The organism is Noviherbaspirillum aerium (assembly GCF_008929045.1).
Lineage (GTDB): Bacteria > Pseudomonadota > Gammaproteobacteria > Burkholderiales > Burkholderiaceae_D > Noviherbaspirillum > Noviherbaspirillum aerium.
In genome coordinates this window covers 572,216-594,316 of record NZ_VFAH01000001.1, presented here as the reverse complement: position 1 = coordinate 594,316, position 22,101 = coordinate 572,216, and the positions used below count along the sequence as shown (strand labels likewise).

Genomic DNA, 22,101 nt, shown 5'->3' with positions numbered 1-22,101 from the left:
CTATGCTTTCCACTCTTTCGCATCCCAGCCTTACCGACTGCCGCCGCCTGTTCCTGCGCAACTATGAAGTCATGATCAATATCGGCGTCCATGAATTTGAAAAGAAAGGCGAGCAGCGCGTGCTGGTCAATGTCGATCTGTTCATCCCCCTGGCGGAATCCACGCCCACGGGCGACCATCTGCATGAAGTGGTCGACTACGACTTCATGCGCGACACCATCGCCAAGCGCATGGCGCAGGGCCACATTCATCTTCAGGAAACCCTGTGCGACGATGTCGCCCGTGCCATGCTGGCCCACCCGAAGGTGCGGGCGGTGCGGGTATCGACCGAAAAGCCTGACGTCTACCCGGACTGCGACAGCGTGGGCGTGGAAGTCATCCACATCAAGCAATAAGGATGGAGCGCAACATGAACGAAGTCTTGCATGACGACGCGGCGATCAGCGCGAAGAAGGCGGAAAAGATCGCCTACGAAAACAACAAGCTGCACAAGCGCCTGTGCCGCCAGGTAGGCCAGGCGATCGGCGACTTCAACATGATCGAGGAAGGCGACAAGGTGATGGTCTGCCTGTCGGGCGGCAAGGACAGCTATGGCCTGCTCGACATCCTGCTGACGCTGCGCGAGCGGGCGCCTATCCATTTCGATATCGTCGCCGTCAATCTCGACCAGAAGCAGCCGAATTTCCCGGCGCATGTGCTGCCGGAATACCTGACGAAGATCGGCGTGCCCTTCCACATCGAGAACCAGGACACCTACAGCATCGTCAAGCGCGTGATTCCGGAAGGGAAAACCACCTGCTCGCTCTGCTCCCGCCTGCGGCGCGGCATCCTTTACAGGGTTGCCGATGAACTGGGCGCCACCAAGATCGCGCTCGGACACCATCGCGACGACATCCTCGAAACCTTTTTCCTCAACATGTTCTTCGGCGCCAAGCTCAAAAGCATGCCGCCCAAGCTGCAGTCGGATGACGGCAAGCACATCGTGATCCGTCCGCTGGCTTATGTGAAAGAGGTCGATATGGAACGGTACGCCGAGATCAGGCAATTCCCGATCATTCCCTGCGACCTGTGCGGCAGCCAGGAAAACCTGCAGCGCAAGCAGATCAAGGCGATGCTGCGTGATTGGGAAAAGAAGCATCCCGGCCGCGTGGAAAATACCTTCTCCGCGCTGTCCACCGTAGTACCCTCGCATTTGATGGATCGCGACCTGTTCGGCTTCGCCGGCCTGCGCGCCACTGGAGAAGCGGTGCCGAATGGCGATATCGCCTTTGATGAGGAGCCCTGCTCCACCGGCGTCAACGTGGTGAAGTTTTCCGGACTGGACGACTGATCAGCTGATCGGGGGCGTCGGCAGCGAAGGTTCCGTGCAGGCAGGGACCGCAGCGGCCGCCCCTTATTCCCACCTCGACGCCAACCTCATTTCGCCGCAAGCGAGCGGCAATCATCTATCCATTTCTGCAACCGCTCGCGCGCATGATCGCGCTGCTCTTGCGTAGCGACATTGGCAATCACCGCCACCATGTTTGCCGAACCGGCGCGCGTATCATCAAAAAAGTCCTTGTGCTGCGCATAGGTGAAGTTTTCGAAGTTCCGCTCGATGTACTGGCGCAACATTGCCGACGCGTCTTCCCTTGACGGCTTGTCAGACTGGATCTTGCGCAGGATGCGCAGCAATTCCTGCTGGCGCTGGCGGCGTTCCTCCGCCCATAACTCATTGTCTAGAGGCCGCGCATCGGAAGCCTTGCGTATCTGCGCCTCTTGCTCCGTAGTGAAGTTGCCGAACCAGTACTCGGCCTGCTTGAGCACTTTCTTGAAACGGAAAAGTTGACGGTCCTCAAGATTGCCCCGCAAGTACTCTTTACGATAAGCCTCGTTGTTGGAGGCGAACTTCTTTTCCAAGTGGGTAAGCTGTTCGGGTTGCAGATCCATCGCCAGGCGGGTCAACTCCGGCAGTGCCTTGTCAATGACAACCATGGAGCGTTTCCTGATGCCCGCATAATCCTGCATCACCTCTTCCGGTTTGACCGGACGCTGTAACCGCTGCTGTATCTGTTCCATGTATTGCGCATAATCGTTAAGCTGGGTCTTGCGGTGCCAGGCGAACAAGCGCTCGATATCTTGCCTGACCCAAGGCTTTTGCTCTTCATTGATGTCGATGTAGGAGTTGAGCCACCAGTAAACCACGGTGTCGCCGTTGGCATAGCCCAGCCGCAGCGCGCTGCAGCCGGCCAGAAGGCAGGCGAACAGGAAAATGCCGTATCGGAGCAGAAAGGCGCGGTAAGGCCACATGATAAACTTTTGCATTATTTCCATTGGTATTCTATGAACGTTGTCATCCTCGCTGCCGGCATGGGAAAGCGCATGCAATCCGCGTTGCCGAAGGTTTTGCATCCTCTGGCGGGCAAGCCGCTTCTCTCTCATGTCATCGACACTGCGCGCATGCTTTCGCCGAGCGCGCTCTGTGTCATCTATGGCCATGGCGGCGACGTCGTGCCGCAAACAGTGCAGGCACCGGACATCGGCTTCGCCAAGCAGGAGCCGCAGCTGGGAACCGGGCATGCGGTGATGCAGGCAGTACCGCATCTGCGGGACGATGTGCCGACCCTGGTGCTCTACGGCGACGTTCCGCTGACGACCCGCGAATCGTTGCAGCAATTGTTGGACAATGCCGCCGGCAATAAGTTGGCGATACTCACTGTCGAGCTGCAAGACCCGACCGGCTACGGCCGTATCGTGCGGCAGAACGGCAAGATCGTGGGCATCGTCGAACAAAAGGATGCGACCGAGGAGCAGCGGGCGATCAGGGAAGTCAATACTGGCATCATGGTCGTTCCCACTGCGAAACTGAAATCGTGGCTGGGCATGCTGTCGAACAACAATGCGCAGAAGGAATATTACCTGACCGATATCGTTGCCCGCGCGGTGGCCGACGATGTGGAAGTTGTCTCGGCACAGCCGGGCGCGGTATGGGAAACCCTGGGCGTCAACAGCAAGGTCCAGCTCGCCGAACTGGAGCGCATCCATCAGCGCAATATCGCCAACGCCCTGCTCGAGCAGGGCGTTACGCTGGCCGATCCGGCGCGCATCGATGTGCGCGGAGAGCTGCGCTGCGGACGCGATGTCAGCATCGACGTCAATTGCGTATTCGAAGGCAAGGTCGAGATCGAGGACGGAGCGATCATCGGCGCGCATAGCGTCATTCGCAACGCCCGTATCGGCAGGGGCGCGCAGATCAAGCCGTTCTGCCACATTGAAGATGCGGTCATTGGCGCCGATTCCCAGATCGGGCCCTATGCGCGCCTGCGCCCCGGAACCGAACTGGCAGAAGACGTTCACATCGGCAATTTCGTCGAAGTGAAGAACAGCCAGATCGCAGCGCACAGCAAGGCCAATCATCTGGCCTATGTGGGTGACGCCACGGTAGGCTCGCGCGTCAATATCGGCGCCGGCACCATCACCTGCAACTATGACGGCGCCAACAAATTCCGCACCGTCATCGAGGATGATGCCTTCATCGGCAGCGACACGCAGCTGGTTGCCCCGGTACGCGTCGGCAAGGGTGCCACGCTCGGCGCCGGCACCACGCTGACCAAGGATGCGCCCGAAGGCAAGCTGACCGTATCGCGGCCGAAGCAGATGACAATCGAAGGCTGGCAGCGTCCGGTAAAGGTCAAGAAATAAAGCCTGGCGGCTTGTCCCCGCAAGCCGCTACGCTACGTTCAGTGCTGCCGCCCTTCCAACGGAATGGAGGCAGCATCCCGCCGCCCTCCCCGCGAAGCATTCCAGCCCCCGGCAGCAACGCCATCAAACGGTGATGCGAGTTTCAAACTTGCTTCGGTGAACCGAAAAGAAACTGCGCACATTGCGCACATTCGCATGGCCTGCGAAGACCCTGTGAGCCAGTGCATGATAGGCCGGCATGTCGGACACCTGGACAATCAGCACGAAATCAGGCCCTTGCGAGACCCGGTAACACTGGAGGACTTCATCTTCCTTGGCTACCAGCGCCTCGAATTCCAGCAGATATTCCGTTCCTTGCCGCTCAAGCGTGATTTCCACGATCGCGGCCAGGGTTCGACCCACCGCTTCTGGAGCCAGAATCGCGACTTGCCGCTCGATCACGCCTGCCTCAATCAAACGCTTGACTCGCCGCAAACATGTCGGCGGGGAAGCATGCACACTTGCTGCAAGCTCATTGTTTGTCTGAGCGGCATTATTCTGAAGCGCATTCAGGATGCGCCGGTCCAGATCATCTAGCTGGATTTTCATATTCAAATATTAAAACAAAGAGCATTTTCTGAAATTATATTTCATCTTTATCCCACAACGAAATAAAAATTCATAAGTTATCGAATTTAGACTGCTTATTTCATGCGCAGTCTTCTACGATAACACCGTCACCATCATCACTAAGGGAGCAAGTCATGTGCGGCATCGTCGGCGCAGTAGCCCAGCGCAATATCACTCCGATTCTTCTGCAAGGCCTGAAAAGGCTCGAATACCGCGGCTATGATTCCTGCGGCGTCGCCTTGCATGTGGACGGCAAGTTGCAACGTTCACGCAGCACCTCGCGCGTGGCCGATCTCGAATCGCAAGTCGAAAAGGCAAGCCTGGAAGGCTTTACCGGCATCGCGCATACCCGCTGGGCGACTCATGGCGCACCGGCGTCGCACAACGCGCATCCCCATTTTTCGCGCGAGCGGATTGCCCTGGTTCACAACGGCATCATCGAAAACCACGACGAACTGCGCGCGGAGCTGACCGCCGCCGGTTACGTCTTCGAAAGCCAGACCGACACCGAAGTCATCGCGCACCTGGTCGACCACATGTACACCGGCGACCTGTTCGAGACCGTGCAGCAGGCGGTGCGCCGGCTGCAGGGCGCCTATGCGATCGCGGTCTTCAGCCGTGACGAGCCGCATCGCGTCATCGGCGCGCGCCAGGGTTCGCCGCTGATCGTCGGCGTGGGCAAGGGTGAAAACTTCCTCGCGTCCGATGCCATGGCATTGGCCGGCACCACCGACCAGATCATCTACCTGGAAGAAGGCGATGTGGTTGACCTGCAACTGCAGCGCTACTGGGTCGTGGATGCCGCCGGCAAGCCGGTGGAGCGCGAAGTGCGTACCGTGCATGCGCATACCGGCGCCGCCGAACTCGGCCCTTACCGCCATTACATGCAGAAGGAGATCTTCGAACAGCCGCGCGCCATCGGCGATACGCTCGAAGGCGTCTCATCGATCATGCCCGAGCTGTTCGGCGACAAGGCCTACAGCGTGTTCAAGAAGATCGACTCGGTCCTGATCCTCGCCTGCGGCACCAGCTACTATGCCGGCCTGACCGCGAAATACTGGATCGAATCGATTGCGCATATCCCGGTCAACGTCGAAATCGCCAGCGAATACCGCTATCGCGACAGCGTGCCGAATCCGAATGCACTGGTGGTGACCATTTCCCAGAGCGGCGAAACCGCCGATACGCTGGCCGCGCTCAAGCATGCGCGGTCGAAGGACATGGTCAATACGCTGACCATTTGCAATGTCGCCACCAGCGCAATGGTGCGCGAGTGCATGCTGTCCTACATCACGCGTGCCGGCGTTGAAGTCGGCGTGGCCTCGACCAAGGCATTCACCACGCAGCTGACCGCCTTGTTCCTGCTGACGCTGTCATTGGCACAGGTGCGCGGCCACCTCAGCGAAGAGCAGGAAGCGGCGCATCTGAAAGCCATGCGCCATCTGCCGGTATCGATCAGCGCGGTGCTGGCGCTGGAGCCGCAGATCATCGCCTGGGCAGAAGAATTCGCGCGCAAGGAAAACGCGCTGTTCCTCGGACGCGGCCTGCACTATCCGATCGCGCTCGAAGGCGCGCTGAAACTCAAGGAGATTTCCTACATTCACGCGGAAGCCTATCCGGCCGGCGAGCTCAAGCATGGTCCGCTGGCGCTGGTGACCAAGGAAATGCCGGTGGTGACAGTCGCGCCGAACGACACCCTGATCGAAAAGCTGAAGTCCAACATGCAGGAAGTGCGCGCCCGCGGCGGCGAGCTGTATGTGTTCGCCGACGCCGACTCCCGCATCATGCCCAGCGAAGGCGTACATGTGATCCGCATGCCGGAACACTATGGCGCGCTGTCGCCGATCCTGCATGTGGTGCCGTTGCAGCTGCTGGCCTATCACACCGCGCTGGCGCGCGGTACCGATGTCGACAAGCCGCGGAATCTGGCCAAGTCGGTGACGGTCGAGTAATCTGCCGCGAAAAATAAGAAAGCCGACATGCAGGCAACTGCAGTCGGCTTTTTGTTTTGCAATCCGCTCTGAATGAATCGGATCAGAGAACTTAGCAGCGGCCCTTCTTCGCCTGTCCGGGCGGGCAGTGATAACCGCCACCACCGCCGCCGCCAGTAATGACAACTTGTGCAGACGGCACGTCCGGCACGACTACGCAGCCGGACAGGACAAGAGTGATGGCTGCGATGAGCAGAGATGTGATTTTTGATGCTTGCATGATGATGCCCCGAATGAAAAACGAGTGGAGTCGCAGAGGAAAACCGCGATCATTTCACATCAGGCTAAGCAGGACATTGCACAGCGTCAACTATTGAATCGTCCTGTTACATGGATGATGCGGTGTAAAGCGCTTTCGTTCTCACTGGACAGGACGAGGTTGAGGAAGATTGTCTCCGGGCGGAGGCAGGGTTTCACAAATCCCTAGAGCGGATGGCAGATGAATCTACGGTTGCCTCGGCCTGCCGTGGGCGCATGGCGGCTTGTTCGTCGCTGGCGTGGCCCCGCCATACGGCGCTCCCTGCACCCTGCACTGCATGCCAAGGCAGACCTATTCTTCCCTACACCCACCAGCAATCCGCGCTATGGCAGTGTGCAACACTTGCTGCAGCGCCTGCGCGAACGCTTGACCTTAACCATCCTGGAAAACGAAAGGGGCTGTGAATGCCCCCTTGGCGTCGAATCCTGCTCTGAACGTCATGCCGTTCGTTACCCGAAGAAAAACCTTCAGTGAACGGCATTACCGTTTTGGCGGGCTTTTCTGTTTTGGTTCGACGCGGAAGAAGGCACTTGCTTGGTCCCTCTTCTGCTTGTTGCCTGTTGTCCGTGCGTTTTGTATCAGACCGCGCGCTTCTCGGCAGTGGTGCTCAGCTTGATGAAATTTTCGCTGGTTGTGCCGCTCAGATGGGAACGCAGCCATTTATGCGCCGGGCTGCGGGTATCCCGCTCATGCCACAACATGTCCACATGCACGTTCGGCGTGGCGAACGGCAGCTCCTTGGTGATCAGCGCGCCGGTGATGCCGGTCGACGCAATCAGGTGGCGCGGCAATACGGTAATCAGATCCGAAGTCGCCACCACGCGGCCGGCGGTGAAGAACTGGTTGACGGTCAGCAGGATGCGGCGTTCGCGCCCGAGCTGCGCCAGGGTTTCATCAATCAGGCCGTGCGCCCTGCCCGAGAAACTCACCAGCAAATGATTGGCCGCGCAGTAGCTGTCCAGCGTCAGCTCTTCTTTCGCCAGCGGATGGTTCTTGCGCATTACGCAGACGTAATGCCCGGAATACAGCTGTTCATGGCGGATGGGCGATACCGAGGCGCCCTGCCCTCCGGCCAACTGGGCCACCACGCCAGGGAAGAATCCGACCGCCAGATCGATATCACCGCGCAGCAGCATCGGCCGCGGCTCGCGTGTGGTCAGCGGCACCATGCGGATGGTCAGGCCCGGCGCTTCGCGCTCGATGGAACGCACCAGCGCCGGAAGCCAGAGTGCGGCTGTGGCATCGGCCATTGCCATGCGAAAGGTGTTGCTCGCGGTTGCGATGTCGAAATTCTGTTCCGGAGTAATGGCTTCTTCCAGCTCGGACAGCGCGCGGCGCACCGCGGGCCACAGGGTTTCCGCCCGGAGGGTCGGCTTGACGCCGTGCGCGGTGCGAATCAGCAGTTCATCACCCAGGGCATCCCTCAACCGGCGCAGCGCATTTGATACGGCTGGTTGCGTCATTGCCAGACGGCTGGCGGCGCGCGTCAGGTTTTGTTCGGTCATTACCGCATCAAAAACACGCAACAGGTTCAGGTCAAGGGTAAGGAAACTCATAGTCTGGCTCGTAAGGAAAAGGCCTCAAGAAATAAAACAAATCACCAGATCAGCCATTGATATTCATGTGAAGTATAGCTGATATGCAAAATGTAAATTGGTTTTATAACTTCTTCCTACTTATACTGCAATGCAGCAAAAGAAGATAGTAGCAAGCAAAAATATTGGGAGTAAATCATGTCGTTGTTATCCATCGCTTTTCCGATTGAAGCCGCGTTGCCGACGATACAGGCATTTGCCGGGAATTTCGTTGGAATCATCCGCCCGATGCTGGGACTGAGCCTGCTTGCCGCCGTACTGGTCGCTTTCAAGCCTCTGCTCATCGGCCTGCTTCGCGCCGGCCTTCTGGTGCTCAAGCCGCGTCAAACCCTGGAACAGCGTTCCGCCCGCAGCACGCTGCGCAGCATCCTGATGCTCAACAGCATGGCGCGCGACCTTGATGGGGTGCATCCGAATCTGGCCAGTGAACTGCGTGCCCTGGCATCGCGCAATTAACGGAGACCGGTCGCATGTATACGTTGTCGCGTTCTGCCAGCGCTTCTGCTGTTTCAGATAATCCGGCTGAATCACCGCGCCTGCTGATCGAATGCGCCCAGTTTGTACGCCATTCGCGCAGCCTGGCTTCCATGATGCCGGCGCTATGCTTCAGCGGCGCTGCCAGCCTCCTGGTCAGCGTACTGCTGCACGGCTTGGCGATCGATGCTGTTGGTGTCGAATTGCACGGCTGGCTGGAAAGCTGGCTCACGCTGTGGCCGCTGCTGTTTCCTCTGGTGTATGTGGCAAGTTTGCTGGCACGCAAGATCCGTGGTCTGGCCGTGGCCCGCATGGATTGGCAGCAAGGTTTGGGCTATGGAGATATTGCCGCCGTCACCGAGCAGCTCCATGCCGGCCGTAGCGTCCTGCGTGGATTGCGGCCCCGGCACGACTATCTCGCTTGAATCTTTCAGCGTTGCTCGCCTTCAAACCCTGCCGGTGCAAGCCCGCAGGGTTTTTTCATGCCATTTCATGCGCTCACCCTCAGCGGTCTACTCTTCCGGTCTCCGCGTCACAGCCGGCTTAACAGCATGTGGGTATCAATAACGCGCATGCCGTTCTGCATGTCGCTTTCGTCCGCAGCACGCTGCACGACATAGGGGCCGTACCCGGTCTCCTTGCGGATGGCGAACTGGAAGATGGCATCCCATTCCTTGTCATGCGGCATGACCCAAACCACTTGGCGCCCGTTGTCCTGGCGTATGCCCGCATGACGCAAATTGGCACCGACTATGCGGGCGCGCTCTTCCCGCGTCTGCCCGTACACACCATGGTCGTCGGGCAGCGGCAGTACGGCAGGCACGCGTTTTTGCGTCAGCGCCGAGGCTCCCGTACGAAACCTTGCCCACGGACCAAGCAATATGCCGCCGGCAAAGTCCAGTTCCGCTTCGCACAGGGGCTCATCAAGGTAATAGCAGGAAAGGTCGCGCGACATGAATTGCAATTTCCTTATCGGCTTGTGCAGCAGAGCTGGCGACTTCCATGATAGACCCGGAAGTCAGGTCTTGGGCCGGTTCTTGTCATAGATCGCAAACAGGATCAGGCCATAGCTGACCAAGCGGATCAGGTAATAGAACGGCGTATTGTCTTCCATCTGGCTGGAAGGGCCGAGTATCAGCCGATTGAGCGCATCGATGAAGAAGGACAGCGCAAAGAATAGGAAGAAGCGGTCTCCGGTACTACGCCAGAAGCGCAGGAAAAACAGGCCGACAACGGATGAAGCCATGACGATCGCGCCGAGCAGCATAGTATTCATCATGTTCTCATTCTTCCCAGATCAGGCCGTACAGCAGCGGCAGCAAGGCAATCAGGGCCGAAGCCAGGCGCCAGGGAATCAGGTCGACCGTGGTTGGAAACACGATCCGGTCCAGGATCAGCAGGATGTTGTTGACGGACATGCCGGCGAAGCACAGGCCGCTCCAGAACAGCAGACGGTAACCGTTGCGCCGGTAGGCGCGCAGCAGCATCCAGGTACATAGCATCGACGTGATCGCGCATAGCGAATAAATGATGGCGGGCATGTCAGGAATCCTTTCGCCATTTGAAGGCATCGGCAAATTGCTGCGCCTTCCGTGCGGAAGTGGAATGAATCAGATTGGTGATTTCGACCAGATGTGTCGAATAGGTTGCAGCCACACGGTCGATGATGGTACGCAGACTATCCGAATCGGGCGCATAAAAATAAAGCACCGGATCTTGGCCTTCGGTGCGGAGGATGCCTGCTTCGTGCAATTCGGCGAGCAGTCCGGCGGCAGTCTTTTCGCTCAGGTAGAGGCGTTGCGCAAGAATGCGGTGGTCCCAGCCTTTGCCTTCCTCATTGCGCAGCAGCAGCATCGCTTCGAGATAAGGAATCGAAGGAATACTGGTCAGCACGAAGCGGCGTACGTCATCAGCAATGGCAGAGGCTTTGATCATCCGGCAAATTGCATGCAAGCAAAGATGCAGTAAAGAAACAGCATCTTACTGAGCCCGCTAACATATGTCTTCTTGATGAAGATCGGACTTGATATGGCTCAAGTTGAAGTGACGGAATCCTGGGAAGTCGTTAAGCTTTTTCCAATAAATGGGTAAAACCAAACAAGGTGCCTTTTGTCCAAAATATCGATCTTATCGAAAAGGCACCAAAGGTGGACAACAAGAGTAAGCCCAAGCCAAATCCGCATCAGTTTCCCAAGCCGCATCAACCTGCCCCGCACCGGGGCCGTCGCATAGTGAAGCGCGTCGTTCTCACCATGACAGCGCTCCTTTTTACGATGCTGGTGGCGGTTGCGGTGGCGATCAGCAGTTATATTGCCAAGATTGCGCCGACCACGCCAGGCATCGAGGACCTGAAAGCCGTGCGGGATGCGCAGCCGAGCGTACTGCTGTCGGCCGAGGGGACGCATCTGGCCACATTCGCCCGCGGACATCAGGAGCAGGTGACCCTGGCGCAGATCTCGCCGCATGTCCTCAAGGCGCTCATCGCCACCGAAGACCACCGTTTTTACGATCACCCGGGCATCGACATCAGCCGCAGCCTGTCTGCCATCGTGCATACGCTGCGCGGCGATGCCCAGGGCGGCTCCACGATCACCCAGCAGCTGGTGCGCAACGTCTTTCCCGAGGAAATCGGCCGCTCCCGCACCGTCGAGCGCAAGGTCAGGGAAATCATCACCGCGATCAAGATAGAAAAGGCCTACGGCAAGGACCAGATCCTGGAAACCTACCTCAACAGCGTGCCTTTCCTGTACAACGTGATCGGCATCGAGATGGCAGCCCGCACTTATTACGACAAGCCGGCGACCGACCTCGACGTGCTGGAAAGCGCAACGCTGGTCGGCATGCTCAAGGGCACCAGCTACTACAATCCCATCCTCAATCCCGACCGCGCGCAGAAGAGGCGCAACGTGGTGCTGGCGCAAATGCACAAGCACGGCGTGCTTTCCGCGGATGAATATCAGGCGCTGCGCGAACAGCCGCTGCAGGTGAAGCTGACGCGCCAGCCTGATCCGCTCGGCTCGGCGCCCCATTTCGCCGGCTATGTGCGGCGCCAGATGCTGGAATGGGCCGATGCCAACGACTACAACCTGTACACCGACGGCCTGACCATCTACAGCACGCTGGACGACAAGCTGCAGAAGGCGGCCGAAGCTTCGGTGGAACGTCAGGCCAAGGTGCTGCAGGACATCGCCGACGTGGAATGGGGAAGCAAGACCAGCCGCGTTGCCTCGCATACGCCGACCGCCTATGCCGCGCTGCGCAAGAAGGTCGAGCCGTTCAGCCACTTCTGGAAAGAGCGCGCCGACCTGCTCGATACCTTTATTCGCGAGACCGGCGAATACAAGAAAGCGGTCGCGGCCGGCCGCGCGGACGAAGACGTGCTGGCCAGCCTGAAGGCCAACGAAAAGTTCATGACGCGCCTGCAGGACGGCAAGACCCGGCTCGAGGCCGGCTTTCTGGCGATGGATCCGGTGAGCGGCGAAGTCAAGGCATGGGTAGGCAGCCGCGATTTCGAGCGCGATCAGTTCGACCATGTCGCCCAGGCGGAACGCCAGCCGGGCTCCACCTTCAAGCCCATCGTCTACGGAGCGGCACTGGAGCAGGGGCTGCGTCCGGACCGCATCTATCCGGATGGTCAGGTCGAGATCCGGCTGGTGGACGGCGGCGTGTGGCGGCCGACCGACATGTCCGGCTTCAGCAATCGCATGATGAGCCTGCGCGAAGGGCTGGTGTATTCAAAAAACACCATCACGGCGCAAGTCATGCAGGACGTCGGCCTGCCCAATGTGCTGCGCCTGGCGCGGGCGGTCGGCATCGAGAACAGCCGGCTCGATCCCGTGCCCTCCCTGTCGCTCGGCACCAGTCCGGTCACGCTGTTTGAAATGGTGTCCGCCTATTCGACCATTGCCAGGGTGGGCGAATATCGCAAGCCGGTCGTGGTGCGCAAGATCGCCGATCGCCATGGCAATGTGATCGCCGAATTCGGTTCCGAACCCGAGCGCGTCATGTCGGAGGAGACCGCGGTCGAGCTGATTGACATGATGCGCGGCGTAGTGCGCTACGGCACCGGCACGGAAGTGCGCAACCGCTTCAATATCGTCGCCGACATCGCCGGCAAGACCGGCACCACGCAAAACAATACCGACGGCTGGTTCATCCTGATGCATCCGCGCCTGGTGGCCGGCGCCTGGGTCGGTTTCAACGACTCGCGCGTCGCCATGCGCAGCGACTACTGGGGCCAGGGCGGCCACAATGCCCTCCTGCTGGTGGGCGACTTCTTTCGTGACACGCTCAAGGCCAAGATGATCGATACCAAGGCCAAGTTCCCCCAGCCCAAGCGTCCGCCGCCCATGATCGTCAAGGAGCCGTCGGAAGACTGGATCAACCGCGTCACGGAAAACATGCAGCCGATGCCGCCGCCCGGCTATGGAGTGATCCAGCAGAACGGCACCACCGTCGTGGTCGGACCTGCGGGACAGGAGCAGGAGGCGCCGACCGCCGCACGCGTGCGCGCGCCCGTCGCATCGCAGGGCGAAGACGAACTCGGCCGCTTTCTTGGCGACAGCGGACGCCAGTCGGCATCGTCCGGCATACCTGTCGAGAGCAGCGGCAGCACCCCGGCCGGCACCTGGAACGCGGGCGGCGACCTTTTCCCCGCACCTGGACAGTAATCGATCGTCCCTGCTAATGGATTCCCCCCGTCGGGCGCGGTCACAACGTGACTTCGTCCTCCGGCTCCAGTATCGGCGGCGACTTGAACATCTTCGGAATATGCCGATCCATGCGCACCCACGGCAGTGCGTCGACGGTCCAGATATCGGCCACCGGCTTGAAGGTATCCGGGGAGTCCAGGGCTGCGGCATGCACCAGCATCACGGAGGGATTGTTGTCGGCCAGTGCGAACAGGGATGAGCCGCATTCGGGGCAGAAAGCGCGGGTTGCATGGTTGCCTCTTGACCTCTGCGGCCGGTGCTGTTTCGGATTGCCTTCGATCCGCAATGCATGTCCGGCCACCACGAGCAATGGCGCCCATGCGCTTCCGCTTGCGAGCTGGCAACTGCGGCAATGGCAGTTGTACATCGCAAGCGGGGCTGCGGCACACCTGAAGCGTACTGCCCCGCATGCGCAACCGCCTGAATAGTCCTTCATCATGGCAGGCCTCCTTGATTCCACCTCATGTAGACCACGGCAGCCGCGCAAAAATCTGCCACGGTCCGCCCCGGTGCCGCGGAACCCGGCCGAACCCCGGACAGGGCAAGCGGTCGTAGGGTTGGCAACCCTACAACCCTACAACCCTACAACCCACAACCCGACAGGAGAGTGAAGCATGGAAATGGATATCGGAATTTCCGAACAGGATCGCCGCAGCATCGTCGACGGCTTGTCGCGCCTCCTGGCCGACACCTATACGCTGTATCTGAAGACGCACAATTTTCACTGGAATGTGACGGGCCCCATGTTTCAGACATTGCATCTGATGTTTGAAACCCAGTACACCGAACTGGCCGCCGCGGTGGACGTGATCGCGGAACGGATACGTGCGCTGGGCAGTTTCGCGCCAGGCACCTACGGCGATTTCTCGCGGCTGTCCACGATCAAGGAGCCGGACGGGGTGCCCAATGCACAGGAAATGATCCGCCAGCTGGTACAGGATCAGGAAGCGGTCATCCGTACCGCGCGGTCGATGTTCAAGGCCGTGGATCAGGCGTCGGATGAGCCGACCGCCGACTTGCTGACGCAGCGCATGCAGATCCATGAAAAGACGGCGTGGATGCTGCGCTCGCTATTGGAGAACTAATGCCGGCGAGGTATCCGGTAATGTGGCCGGCTGCCTTGCGGCATCTGGCCCGCTTTTGATGCACTACATCGCGGCGGGCATGGCTGCACTGGAGGAAGCGCCCGGGGCCGGTTTGCGCTCTTCCATTCTCTGGCGGATGCGTTCCCACAACTTTTCGTGGAAAGGCATCACGATGACATTGCAGATCGGTTCAAGCAGGGCGGCAAGTCCGCCGAAGGCAATGGAGCCGGTCACGACATACATGGTGATGAAGGCCACAGCCATGTGAACGGCGATCTGACTGACAGTTTTAGCGGCAATAACCATGTTCTATCCCTTTCCTTGCGAATCCAGACTTCACAGACTTCATGCAGCAGATGATAATGATTCGCGTTTGATAGAACAAATTGATTTATCAAGGAAATTTAATAGTATTTTTCTATATCATGAATGTCAGAACTTATAGCTGACGCCGACACGCAGCACCGGGTAAGCCTTGAACCGCTTTACCTCGTCCTGCAACTGTTCGTTTTCGCGCGCAAGATCGTTGGTGAATTGGGTGCAGACCGCTGATGCCGCGCCACAGCCGGTGTTGCTGAGCGTCGTGCGCGGCGAGCCCTGCAGCAGAACGCCGATATCGGTGGAGAATGACCAGCCCTTGTCTTTGCTGGAGGGACGGCCCCAGCCGATGCCAAGATAAGGGGCGATCTTGTTGAAGCTGACCTTGCCGGTCACCTGCCCGACGCTGCCGGCACTATAGCTGCGGCCATTGATCGTATAGCTGCCCGCCGCGTTGGGCTGGGCATCGACATCGATCTTGTTGCCGTTGTAGGCGAGACCGGTGGTCACCCGAAAGGAACTGTCCGCGTTCGGATACCAGTCGAGCAGCGCATCATAGGTATTGGCCTTGAGCTTGAGCTTGTAGTCCATGTCGCTGGTGCTGCCACTGTAGGAATAACCAAGGTATCCAAGCCCGAGGCGGGCATTCAGATTCGGCTGCACGGGAATGCTGGCATGGAAGCCGATACCCGTTGTTCCTATTTCGCCCGCCACACCGACTTCGGCATGGGAAGTACTTGTCATCATCCATCCTGCGATCAAACCTAAAGCTGCAAACGTTTTCTTCACTATGTGTTTCCTATGGAAAGCAAGAACAACCGGCAAGTTTTCACTGACGCAAAATTGCACGGCATACAGGCGCATGTGACTGCCATGTATTGCACCAGTTCCAGATTTTTTCTTGGAAATGAGCGAAGTTAATGAAACGTTGAAGGAAAATACAGAATGTTGTTGCCAGCTATCAATGAACGCAGGTGAGTGCGGTGTCTGATGAAGACCTGAGTAGATTCTTTGGAAAGAATCCTTGAAGAGAACGGTCATGCCCGGCGGAAAAATTCCGCCAGGCAGATGAAGCCGAGGAGGAAAGTCAGAAGCGCGTTACCGCATCCAGCGCGCGCTCGACATCGCTGCGTCCGACATCCAGATGGGTGACCCAGCGAATGCGTTTCATGGCTTTTTCCCTGGTTTTGTAATAGCCGCTGGTGACGCGGATATCGTTGGCCGCCAGATGGGCGATGAAGGCATCGGCGATGTCGGCGTCGATGTCGAAGAACACGATATTGGTCTGCGCCGGATGCACGTTCGCCTTGCCCGCCAGCCTGGGATGCGCGTCAACCGCCTTGCCAAGTCCCTGCACCAGCAGTTGCGCGTTGGCGTGGTCCTCGGCCATCCGCCGGACGTTGTTTTCCAGCGCATAAATTCCCGCCGCCGCCAGCACGCCGGCCTGGCGCATGCCGCCCCCCAGCATCTTGCGCACCCGCCTTGCCCGTGCGATGAATTCCCTTGAACCGAGGAGCAGCGAACCGACAGGCGCGCCGAGGCCCTTGGACAGGCACAGCGACAGCGAATCGTAGGACTTGCACAGTTGGCGCGCCTGGACGACGGGATCGCCGCCTTCGCCGGCACTGGCGACCGCGGCATTGAACAGCCGTGCGCCATCGATATGGGTGCGCAGTCCGTGCCGTTCCGCCAGCGCCTGCACGTCGCGCATGTAGGCGGGCGGCAGCACCTTGCCGCCGTGGGTGTTTTCAATGACGATCAGCCGGGTGCGGGCGAAATGCGGATCGTCGACCTTGATGGCCGCCTCGATATCGGCCAGGGCGATGGTGCCGTCCGGCTGGTTTTCCAGCGGCTGCGGCTGAATCGAACCAAGCACCGCCATGCCACCCGCCTCCCAGCGGTAGGTATGCCACTGCTGGCCGACGATGGCTTCCTCGCCGCGCTGGCAGTGCGCCATCAGCGCGATCAGGTTGGTCTGCGTGCCGCTGGGCGCGAACAGCGCCGCCTCGAACCCCAGCATGTCGGCCGCCATGTCCTGCAGGCGGTTGATGGTCGGATCGTCGCCGAATACATCATCTCCGAGCGGCGCTTCCAGCATCGCCTGCTTCATTGCCGGAGTCGGCTGCGTCACGGTGTCGCTACGAAAATCGATCATGGTGAGCTTCCTACAAATTTGCGAACCGACATTATCGGTGTTTTGCAAAAATCCTGCGGCACAAGGAATGTGAAACAGAAAGTGGCGAAAGGACGCATCGCCTCTGTTATCATTTAGTTAATTCATGGCGGCAAAATACTTTTTCTTTCTGGCAATTGCAGTCATCTTCCATCAAAATGGCATCTTCATCTCATCACGACTCTTCAGCGGCACAGCGCTTCGTTCTCGAGACCATCGGCTTCAGCGATGCCGAAAAAAGCCTGCTGATTTCTACCTTCCGCCTGACTGGCCGCAGGCCTTTCCACTATGTCGAAGCCGCCGCGCCGCAGGAGCGCACCGACATCTACCTGGTCAATGCCGACAATCCGCTGGCGATGTGGCAGTTGAACGCGCGCGCGCCGAGCGTGCATGTGCCGGCGGTGCTGATCGGCCGGCAGCAGGATGCGCTGGCCTGGCCTCTGGTAACCAAGCCGATTCACTGGATGCGTTTATTCGAGCAGCTTGATCTGCAGATGCGCCTGGCCATCAATGAACGCGCCCGGCGCTGCAATGCAAACGGCGCGGCAGGCGGTACCGAATGGCGTGGCGGCATTTCGCGCCGTGCCTGCGACCGCCACGCGCCGCACCGGCCGCTGTTCGAGGAACGCCGCCTGCAGGAATCGGTGCTGGTGGTCGACGACAGCGCCACGGTGCGCGCCTTCATGCGCTCCAGGCTGACGCCGTTCCAGTTCGATGTCGATTATGCGGAAAACGGCGAGAAGGCCATCGACATGGCGCAGGCAAAGTCCTACACCTGCATCTTTCTCGATATCCTGATGCCCGGCATGGACGGCTACCAGGTATGCAAGCGCATCAAGTCCAGCAGCGCCACACGCGATGCGGCGGTGGTCATGCTCAGCAGCCGGGCATCGGCGTTCGACAAGTTCCGCGGCAGCTGGGCCGGCTGCGACGCCTATCTCGGCAAGCCGGTCGGCGAGGATGAACTGCTGTCCACGATCGCCCGCTTCCTGCCGAGCGCGCGCGACACCGCGCAGGCCCTGCTGGCGAGGACCGGCTAGCAGCGGCTGGCAGTGCCTGCAGCGTCAGCTGATCTCTTCGATGCGCCGTTCGCGCTCCATCTGGATCACATGGGCCGTGCCGCCCTCGGACATGCCGAGGCCCTGCAGCACGAGGGCCGACAGTTGCAGGCCGGCTTCCAGCGTTTCGGGAATGACTTTCGTTGCGCCCGCATGCCGCAAGGCCACCGCGTGCTTTTCGTCGCGCGAGCGCGCATAGATCGGAATGTGCGCATATTCGCGCCGTATCGCCTTGACCGCATGCAGCGCCGATGCCGGATGATCCATTGTCAGCACGATCGCGGCGGCCTCTTCCGCCTTGACGGTGCGCAGCAGCTCCAGGCGGGCGGCATCGCCGAAATATACCGGCAGGCCGAGCGCATGCAGCTTGCTGACCACGCGCGCATCGGTTTCAAAGGCCACATAGGGAATATCCTGCGCCGCCGCCATCTGCCCGACCAGTTGCCCGACGCGTCCGTAGCCGGCAATGATGATGCGGCCGGCCGCCGGCTGTGGCGCATCTTCCGCGCCGCCGGGCACCGGCGGCACATGATGTTCCAGCCAGGCCCTCAGCAGCTGGCCGGCCTTGGCTACCATCGGCGTGGCAAACAGGCTCAAGCTGACCACCAGCATGATGAACTGCCCGGTTGGCTCCGGCATCAGTTGCGTGGCAATCGCCTGGCCCACCACGATGAAGGTGAATTCCCCGCCCTGGCCGAGCAGCGTGCCGCCCTCGAGCGCCCTGCCCCAGCCAAAGCCGCCGATGCGCAGAATCAGTGCGATCACCGCGGTCTTGATGGCAAACAGGCCGAGCACCGACAACGGCAGCAAGAAGGGCGACTTCGCCACTTCCCGGACATCGATCGCCATCCCCACCGACATGAAGAACAGGCCCATCAGCAAGCCCTTGAACGGCTCGATGGTGACTTCCACCTCATGCTTGAATTCGGTTTCCGCCAGCAGCAGGCCGGCAAGGAAGGCGCCGAGCGCCATTGACAGTCCCGCCATCTCGGTCAGCGCCGCGATGCCGAGCGTGCTCAGCAGGGTCAGCGCCATGAACACGTCGGGCTGGCGCTGGCGGGCGAAAGCCAGGAACAGCGGCCGGATCACGCGCCTGCCGAGCAGGTAGATCAGCAGGATGGCGCCGACGGATTTGAGCATCGTCAGCAACGCCAGCGTCGCCACGCCTTCACTGCTGCCCTTGGCCAGCACGCCCATCAGGATCAGAAGCGGCACCACCGCCAGATCCTGCAGCATCAGCATGGAAAAGCCGGCGCGGCCCAGCGGCGTGCCGAGCGTGCGCTGCTCGTTCATCAATTGCATCACCACCGCGGTGGAGGACAGCGACAGCACGAAGCCGAGAATCACGGCCACCTCCACCGGATTGCCGAACAGCCATGCCAGCATCCCGATCAGCGCGGCGCTCACCAGCACCTGGGCCGTGCCGGCGCCGAATACCCAGCGGCGCAGCGCCCAGAGGCGCTCGGCGGACAACTCCAGGCCGATCATGAACATCAGGAACAGCACGCCGAATTCCGCCAGCGCGGCAACGCCGCTGCGGTCGGGAAAGGTGAAATTGGCCAGGGCAGGCATGTCCTGCGTCCACAGGCCGAGGCCGAAAGGCCCGACCAGCGTGCCGGCGGCAAGAAAGCCCAGCACCTGGTTGATGCGAAAACGCTGCAGCAGCGGAATAAGCACCCCGGTCAGGGCAAGGAACAGGATGGTTTCGCGCAGATAAGGCAGGGCCTGATGGACTTCCACTTCAAAGATTCCCGGAAAAGCGACGGAGGGATCGGATTGCACGCCCGGCAGCAAGCCAAGGCAAGATGCGAATCCGACCGAGCAAAAAAGAGCGCCGGGCGGACATGGAATCCGCCCGGCGCTCCAAGTTTGGCATATCTTGCCCGCCTTAACCCCGAGCAAATTGCACGGGTATTGCGCAATGGGCCGCGTCTCGTCTCAGCGCCTGCGCTTTTTCCAGTTGTAATCCGGCGACGGATCGGCCGCGCCGGGATGACCGACCGAATCCGGATTCTCCGACGACATGGTGACGAAGCAGATGCCTTCGCCCGCTCTTTGCCGGGTGCGCAGTTCTTCCATGAACTTCAGGGCGCTGCCCATCTCTTCCGAGGGAAAATCCTTGCCCTGCGCGCAGGATTCGCCATTGGCGACTTCCGTCCAGTACACCATGTACATCGCTGTCTCCGCTGCCGTGTTCAGCCCTGCCAGGCCTGCGCGATGATGTCATAGGAACGCAGGCGGGCCGCATGATCGAAGATCATGGAATTGATGATGAGTTCATCCGCCTGGGTGGCATCGAGGAAGGACTGCAACTGCTCGCGCACCATGGCCTGGTCGCCGATGATGGAGGCGCGCAGCGTGGCCTGCACCGACGCCTGCTCCGGCGGTGACCAGAGGCCGTCCATGCTCCTGACCGGCGGCGGGATCTGCCCCGGAGTGCCGCGCAGCAGGTTGACATGGCTTTGCTGGTGCGAGGTGGACAGGAAGCGCGCTTCTTCCTCGGACTCGGCGGCGAAAATATTGAGGCCGACCATCGCATACGGCTTGTCCAGCACTTCGGAGGGCTGGAAGCGGTCGCGGTACAGCGTCAGCGCGGTCTGCATGTAGGCCGGCGAGAACTGCCCGGCGAAGGCGAAGGGCAGGCCGAGATGGCCTGCCAGCTGGGCGCTGAAATCGCTGGAGCCGAGCAGCCAGATCGGAATGTCCAGCCCCTCTCCCGGCACGGCGCGTACGCGCGGCGCGCTGGTTTCCGGCTGCAGGTAGGCGCGCAGTTCGGCCAGCTGCTGCGGGAATTCATCATCGCCCTGCAGGGTGCGGCGCAGCGCGCGGGCGGTCAGCTGGTTGGAACCCGGCGCCCGTCCGAGTCCGAGATCGATGCGGCCCGGATAGAGCGATTCGAGCGTGCCGAACTGCTCGGCGATGACCAGCGGCGCGTGGTTGGACACCATGATGCCGCCGGAACCGACGCGGATGCGCGAGGTATGCGCGGCGACATGGCTGATCAGGATGGAGGTCGCGGCGCTGGCGATGCCGGGCATGCCGTGATGCTCGGCCAGCCAGTAACGGTTGTAACCCCAGCGTTCGGCATGCTGTGCCAGATCGAGCGTGCGCCGGAAGGCGTCGGCGGCGGTGCTGCCCTGGGTGATGGGCGACAGGTCGAGAATCGAGAGCGGAGTCTGCTTGAGTTGTTTCATGGCATGCAAGCCTTGTCATGGATGACCGCCGGTGACAACCGGCGACCGTTCGCGGCACAAAAGTATGGAGTAGTTACATGGGCACGGCTTCCGCGTATGCAAGCATCCCGCAAGCACTCTTTGCCAGCTTCCCGGGCAGCCGGCCGGCGGCTTGTCAGAATGACAGCATGCCCTTCTGCCACAGATAGCGGCCCAGCATCACCACGCAGACCGTCACGATCATCGGCCGGATCAGCTTGGTTCCGCCGCGCACCATCGCATGGGAGCCGCCCCAGGCGCCCAGCACCTGGCCGGCAATCATGGCCGCGCCGGCGGTCCACAGCACCTTGCCGCCGGCGATGAAGACCACCAGCGATGCGATGTTGCTGGCGAAATTAAGTACCTTGGCCTGGGCCGTGGCGGTCAGCAGGTTGTGGCCGCGCAGCGCCACGCCGGCCAGCGAGAAGAAGGAGCCGGTGCCCGGCCCGAACATGCCGTCATAGAAACCGATGCCCGGCACCACCATGCCGCGGTAAGCGGCTTCGTTGACGCGCGGCTTCTTTTCCACCGAACCGGCATTCGGGGCCAGCAGGAAATACATGGCGATGCTGACCAGCACGATGGGAATCACGATGTCCAGCGTCTGGGCGCTCACGAACTGCACCGCGAAAGCGCCGATGGCCGAGCCGACCAGCGAACAGACGAACAGCAGCCGCATTTCCGACCAGCGCACCAGCCGGCGCCGCAAGACCATCAGCGAGGCCGTCAGCGAGCCGAAGCTGCCCTGCAGCTTGTTGGTGGCCAGCGCATGGAGCGGCGGCACCTGTGCCAGCAGCAGCACCGGGATGGTGATCAGCCCGCCGCCGCCGGCGATGGCATCGACGAAACCCGCGATCGCGGCGGCCGCGAACAAGCCGGCAAGAATCTCCGGCGACAAGACAAAATCCATTCCAGTTCCTATGGGAAGCGCAAG

At 60.4% G+C, this 22,101-nt stretch carries 25 protein-coding genes; 9 read left to right on the top strand and 16 right to left on the bottom strand.

Annotated elements, in window-relative coordinates:
* The first annotated feature begins 2 nt into the window (after nt 1-2).
* A complete protein-coding gene (locus FH061_RS02660; RefSeq protein ID WP_151632653.1) occupies nt 3-395 on the top strand; it encodes a dihydroneopterin aldolase in 393 nt (130 codons plus the stop codon).
* 14 nt (nt 396-409) lie between these two features.
* Nucleotides 410-1,330 carry a tRNA 2-thiocytidine(32) synthetase TtcA gene (gene ttcA, locus FH061_RS02655; protein WP_151632651.1) on the top strand — a complete coding sequence of 307 codons (921 nt, stop codon included), beginning with the start codon at nt 410-412 and terminating at the stop codon, nt 1,328-1,330.
* A gap of 86 nt (nt 1,331-1,416) precedes the next feature.
* Here the strand turns inward: ttcA and FH061_RS02650 are convergent, their stop codons facing one another.
* Nucleotides 1,417-2,304, bottom strand: a complete 888-nt coding sequence (locus FH061_RS02650) for a DUF6279 family lipoprotein (protein WP_225984453.1) — start codon at nt 2,302-2,304, stop codon at nt 1,417-1,419.
* A gap of 18 nt (nt 2,305-2,322) precedes the next feature.
* Here FH061_RS02650 and glmU point away from each other — a divergent pair, with 18 nt between their 5' ends.
* Nucleotides 2,323-3,681, top strand: a complete 1,359-nt coding sequence (glmU, locus tag FH061_RS02645; protein ID WP_151632649.1) for a bifunctional UDP-N-acetylglucosamine diphosphorylase/glucosamine-1-phosphate N-acetyltransferase GlmU — start codon at nt 2,323-2,325, stop codon at nt 3,679-3,681.
* Between the two features lie 123 nt (nt 3,682-3,804).
* Here glmU and FH061_RS02640 read toward each other — a convergent pair whose 3' ends face one another.
* Nucleotides 3,805-4,269 (bottom strand): Lrp/AsnC family transcriptional regulator, encoded by a 465-nt coding sequence (locus FH061_RS02640; RefSeq protein WP_151632995.1) that lies wholly within the window; start codon nt 4,267-4,269, stop codon nt 3,805-3,807.
* A gap of 155 nt (nt 4,270-4,424) precedes the next feature.
* Here FH061_RS02640 and glmS point away from each other — a divergent pair, with 155 nt between their 5' ends.
* Nucleotides 4,425-6,242, top strand: coding sequence for a glutamine--fructose-6-phosphate transaminase (isomerizing) (gene glmS, locus FH061_RS02635; protein WP_151632647.1), 1,818 nt, complete (start codon nt 4,425-4,427; stop codon nt 6,240-6,242).
* 91 nt (nt 6,243-6,333) lie between these two features.
* Here glmS and FH061_RS30265 read toward each other — a convergent pair whose 3' ends face one another.
* Nucleotides 6,334-6,501 (bottom strand): hypothetical protein, encoded by a 168-nt coding sequence (locus FH061_RS30265; protein WP_192804874.1) that lies wholly within the window; start codon nt 6,499-6,501, stop codon nt 6,334-6,336.
* 617 nt (nt 6,502-7,118) lie between these two features.
* On the bottom strand, nt 7,119-8,096 hold the full coding sequence (locus FH061_RS02630) for a LysR family transcriptional regulator (protein ID WP_151632645.1): 978 nt from the start codon (nt 8,094-8,096) through the stop codon (nt 7,119-7,121).
* A gap of 177 nt (nt 8,097-8,273) precedes the next feature.
* Between FH061_RS02630 and FH061_RS02625 the strand changes: the two genes are divergently transcribed.
* Both FH061_RS02625 and FH061_RS02620 read left to right on the top strand, forming a co-directional pair.
* Nucleotides 8,274-8,591, top strand: coding sequence for a hypothetical protein (locus FH061_RS02625; RefSeq protein WP_151632643.1), 318 nt, complete (start codon nt 8,274-8,276; stop codon nt 8,589-8,591).
* Between the two features lie 14 nt (nt 8,592-8,605).
* Nucleotides 8,606-9,034 carry a hypothetical protein gene (locus FH061_RS02620; RefSeq protein ID WP_151632642.1) on the top strand — a complete coding sequence of 143 codons (429 nt, stop codon included), beginning with the start codon at nt 8,606-8,608 and terminating at the stop codon, nt 9,032-9,034.
* Between the two features lie 107 nt (nt 9,035-9,141).
* Here the strand turns inward: FH061_RS02620 and FH061_RS02615 are convergent, their stop codons facing one another.
* The 4 genes from FH061_RS02615 to FH061_RS02600 all read right to left on the bottom strand — a co-directional run bounded on the left by FH061_RS02615 (nt 9,142) and on the right by FH061_RS02600 (nt 10,544).
* A complete protein-coding gene (locus tag FH061_RS02615) occupies nt 9,142-9,564 on the bottom strand; it encodes a hypothetical protein (protein WP_151632640.1) in 423 nt (140 codons plus the stop codon).
* 63 nt (nt 9,565-9,627) lie between these two features.
* Nucleotides 9,628-9,888 carry a DUF5985 family protein gene (locus tag FH061_RS02610; RefSeq protein ID WP_225984452.1) on the bottom strand — a complete coding sequence of 87 codons (261 nt, stop codon included), beginning with the start codon at nt 9,886-9,888 and terminating at the stop codon, nt 9,628-9,630.
* 4 nt (nt 9,889-9,892) lie between these two features.
* Nucleotides 9,893-10,150, bottom strand: a complete 258-nt coding sequence (locus tag FH061_RS02605) for a DUF5985 family protein (protein WP_151632638.1) — start codon at nt 10,148-10,150, stop codon at nt 9,893-9,895.
* Nucleotide 10,151: 1 nt separating this feature from the next.
* Entirely contained in the window at nt 10,152-10,544 is a 393-nt protein-coding gene (locus tag FH061_RS02600; RefSeq protein WP_151632636.1) for a hypothetical protein, read from the bottom strand.
* 317 nt (nt 10,545-10,861) lie between these two features.
* Between FH061_RS02600 and FH061_RS02595 the strand changes: the two genes are divergently transcribed.
* The gene (locus tag FH061_RS02595) at nt 10,862-13,279 is read left to right on the top strand and encodes a penicillin-binding protein 1A (protein WP_151632634.1); all 2,418 of its coding nucleotides are present in this window, start codon (nt 10,862-10,864) and stop codon (nt 13,277-13,279) included.
* Nucleotides 13,280-13,319: 40 nt separating this feature from the next.
* On the opposite strand, the gene FH061_RS02590 is transcribed toward FH061_RS02595, so the two are convergent.
* Nucleotides 13,320-13,760 (bottom strand): GFA family protein, encoded by a 441-nt coding sequence (locus FH061_RS02590; protein WP_151632632.1) that lies wholly within the window; start codon nt 13,758-13,760, stop codon nt 13,320-13,322.
* Nucleotides 13,761-13,935: 175 nt separating this feature from the next.
* Between FH061_RS02590 and FH061_RS02585 the strand changes: the two genes are divergently transcribed.
* Nucleotides 13,936-14,406, top strand: coding sequence for a Dps family protein (locus FH061_RS02585; RefSeq protein ID WP_151632630.1), 471 nt, complete (start codon nt 13,936-13,938; stop codon nt 14,404-14,406).
* A 63-nt stretch (nt 14,407-14,469) separates the two neighbouring features.
* On the opposite strand, the gene FH061_RS02580 is transcribed toward FH061_RS02585, so the two are convergent.
* The 3 genes from FH061_RS02580 to ltaE all read right to left on the bottom strand — a co-directional run bounded on the left by FH061_RS02580 (nt 14,470) and on the right by ltaE (nt 16,879).
* Nucleotides 14,470-14,712: a DUF2061 domain-containing protein gene (locus FH061_RS02580; protein ID WP_151632629.1), complete on the bottom strand. Its 243-nt coding sequence runs from the start codon at nt 14,710-14,712 to the stop codon at nt 14,470-14,472.
* Between the two features lie 126 nt (nt 14,713-14,838).
* Nucleotides 14,839-15,765 carry a hypothetical protein gene (locus FH061_RS02575; RefSeq protein WP_225984451.1) on the bottom strand — a complete coding sequence of 309 codons (927 nt, stop codon included), beginning with the start codon at nt 15,763-15,765 and terminating at the stop codon, nt 14,839-14,841.
* A 46-nt stretch (nt 15,766-15,811) separates the two neighbouring features.
* Entirely contained in the window at nt 15,812-16,879 is a 1,068-nt protein-coding gene (ltaE, locus tag FH061_RS02570) for a low-specificity L-threonine aldolase (protein ID WP_151632627.1), read from the bottom strand.
* Between the two features lie 176 nt (nt 16,880-17,055).
* Here ltaE and FH061_RS02565 point away from each other — a divergent pair, with 176 nt between their 5' ends.
* Complete coding sequence (locus FH061_RS02565) at nt 17,056-17,937, top strand: response regulator (RefSeq protein WP_151632625.1); 882 nt, start codon at nt 17,056-17,058, stop codon at nt 17,935-17,937.
* A 24-nt stretch (nt 17,938-17,961) separates the two neighbouring features.
* Here FH061_RS02565 and FH061_RS02560 read toward each other — a convergent pair whose 3' ends face one another.
* The 4 genes from FH061_RS02560 to FH061_RS02545 form a co-directional block, all read right to left on the bottom strand.
* Complete coding sequence (locus FH061_RS02560) at nt 17,962-19,695, bottom strand: monovalent cation:proton antiporter-2 (CPA2) family protein (RefSeq protein WP_151632623.1); 1,734 nt, start codon at nt 19,693-19,695, stop codon at nt 17,962-17,964.
* A 198-nt stretch (nt 19,696-19,893) separates the two neighbouring features.
* Entirely contained in the window at nt 19,894-20,130 is a 237-nt protein-coding gene (locus FH061_RS02555) for a hypothetical protein (protein WP_151632621.1), read from the bottom strand.
* Between the two features lie 20 nt (nt 20,131-20,150).
* Nucleotides 20,151-21,149, bottom strand: a complete 999-nt coding sequence (locus FH061_RS02550; protein WP_151632619.1) for an LLM class flavin-dependent oxidoreductase — start codon at nt 21,147-21,149, stop codon at nt 20,151-20,153.
* 154 nt (nt 21,150-21,303) lie between these two features.
* Nucleotides 21,304-22,077: a TSUP family transporter gene (locus FH061_RS02545; protein ID WP_151632617.1), complete on the bottom strand. Its 774-nt coding sequence runs from the start codon at nt 22,075-22,077 to the stop codon at nt 21,304-21,306.
* Nucleotides 22,078-22,101 lie beyond the last annotated feature (24 nt).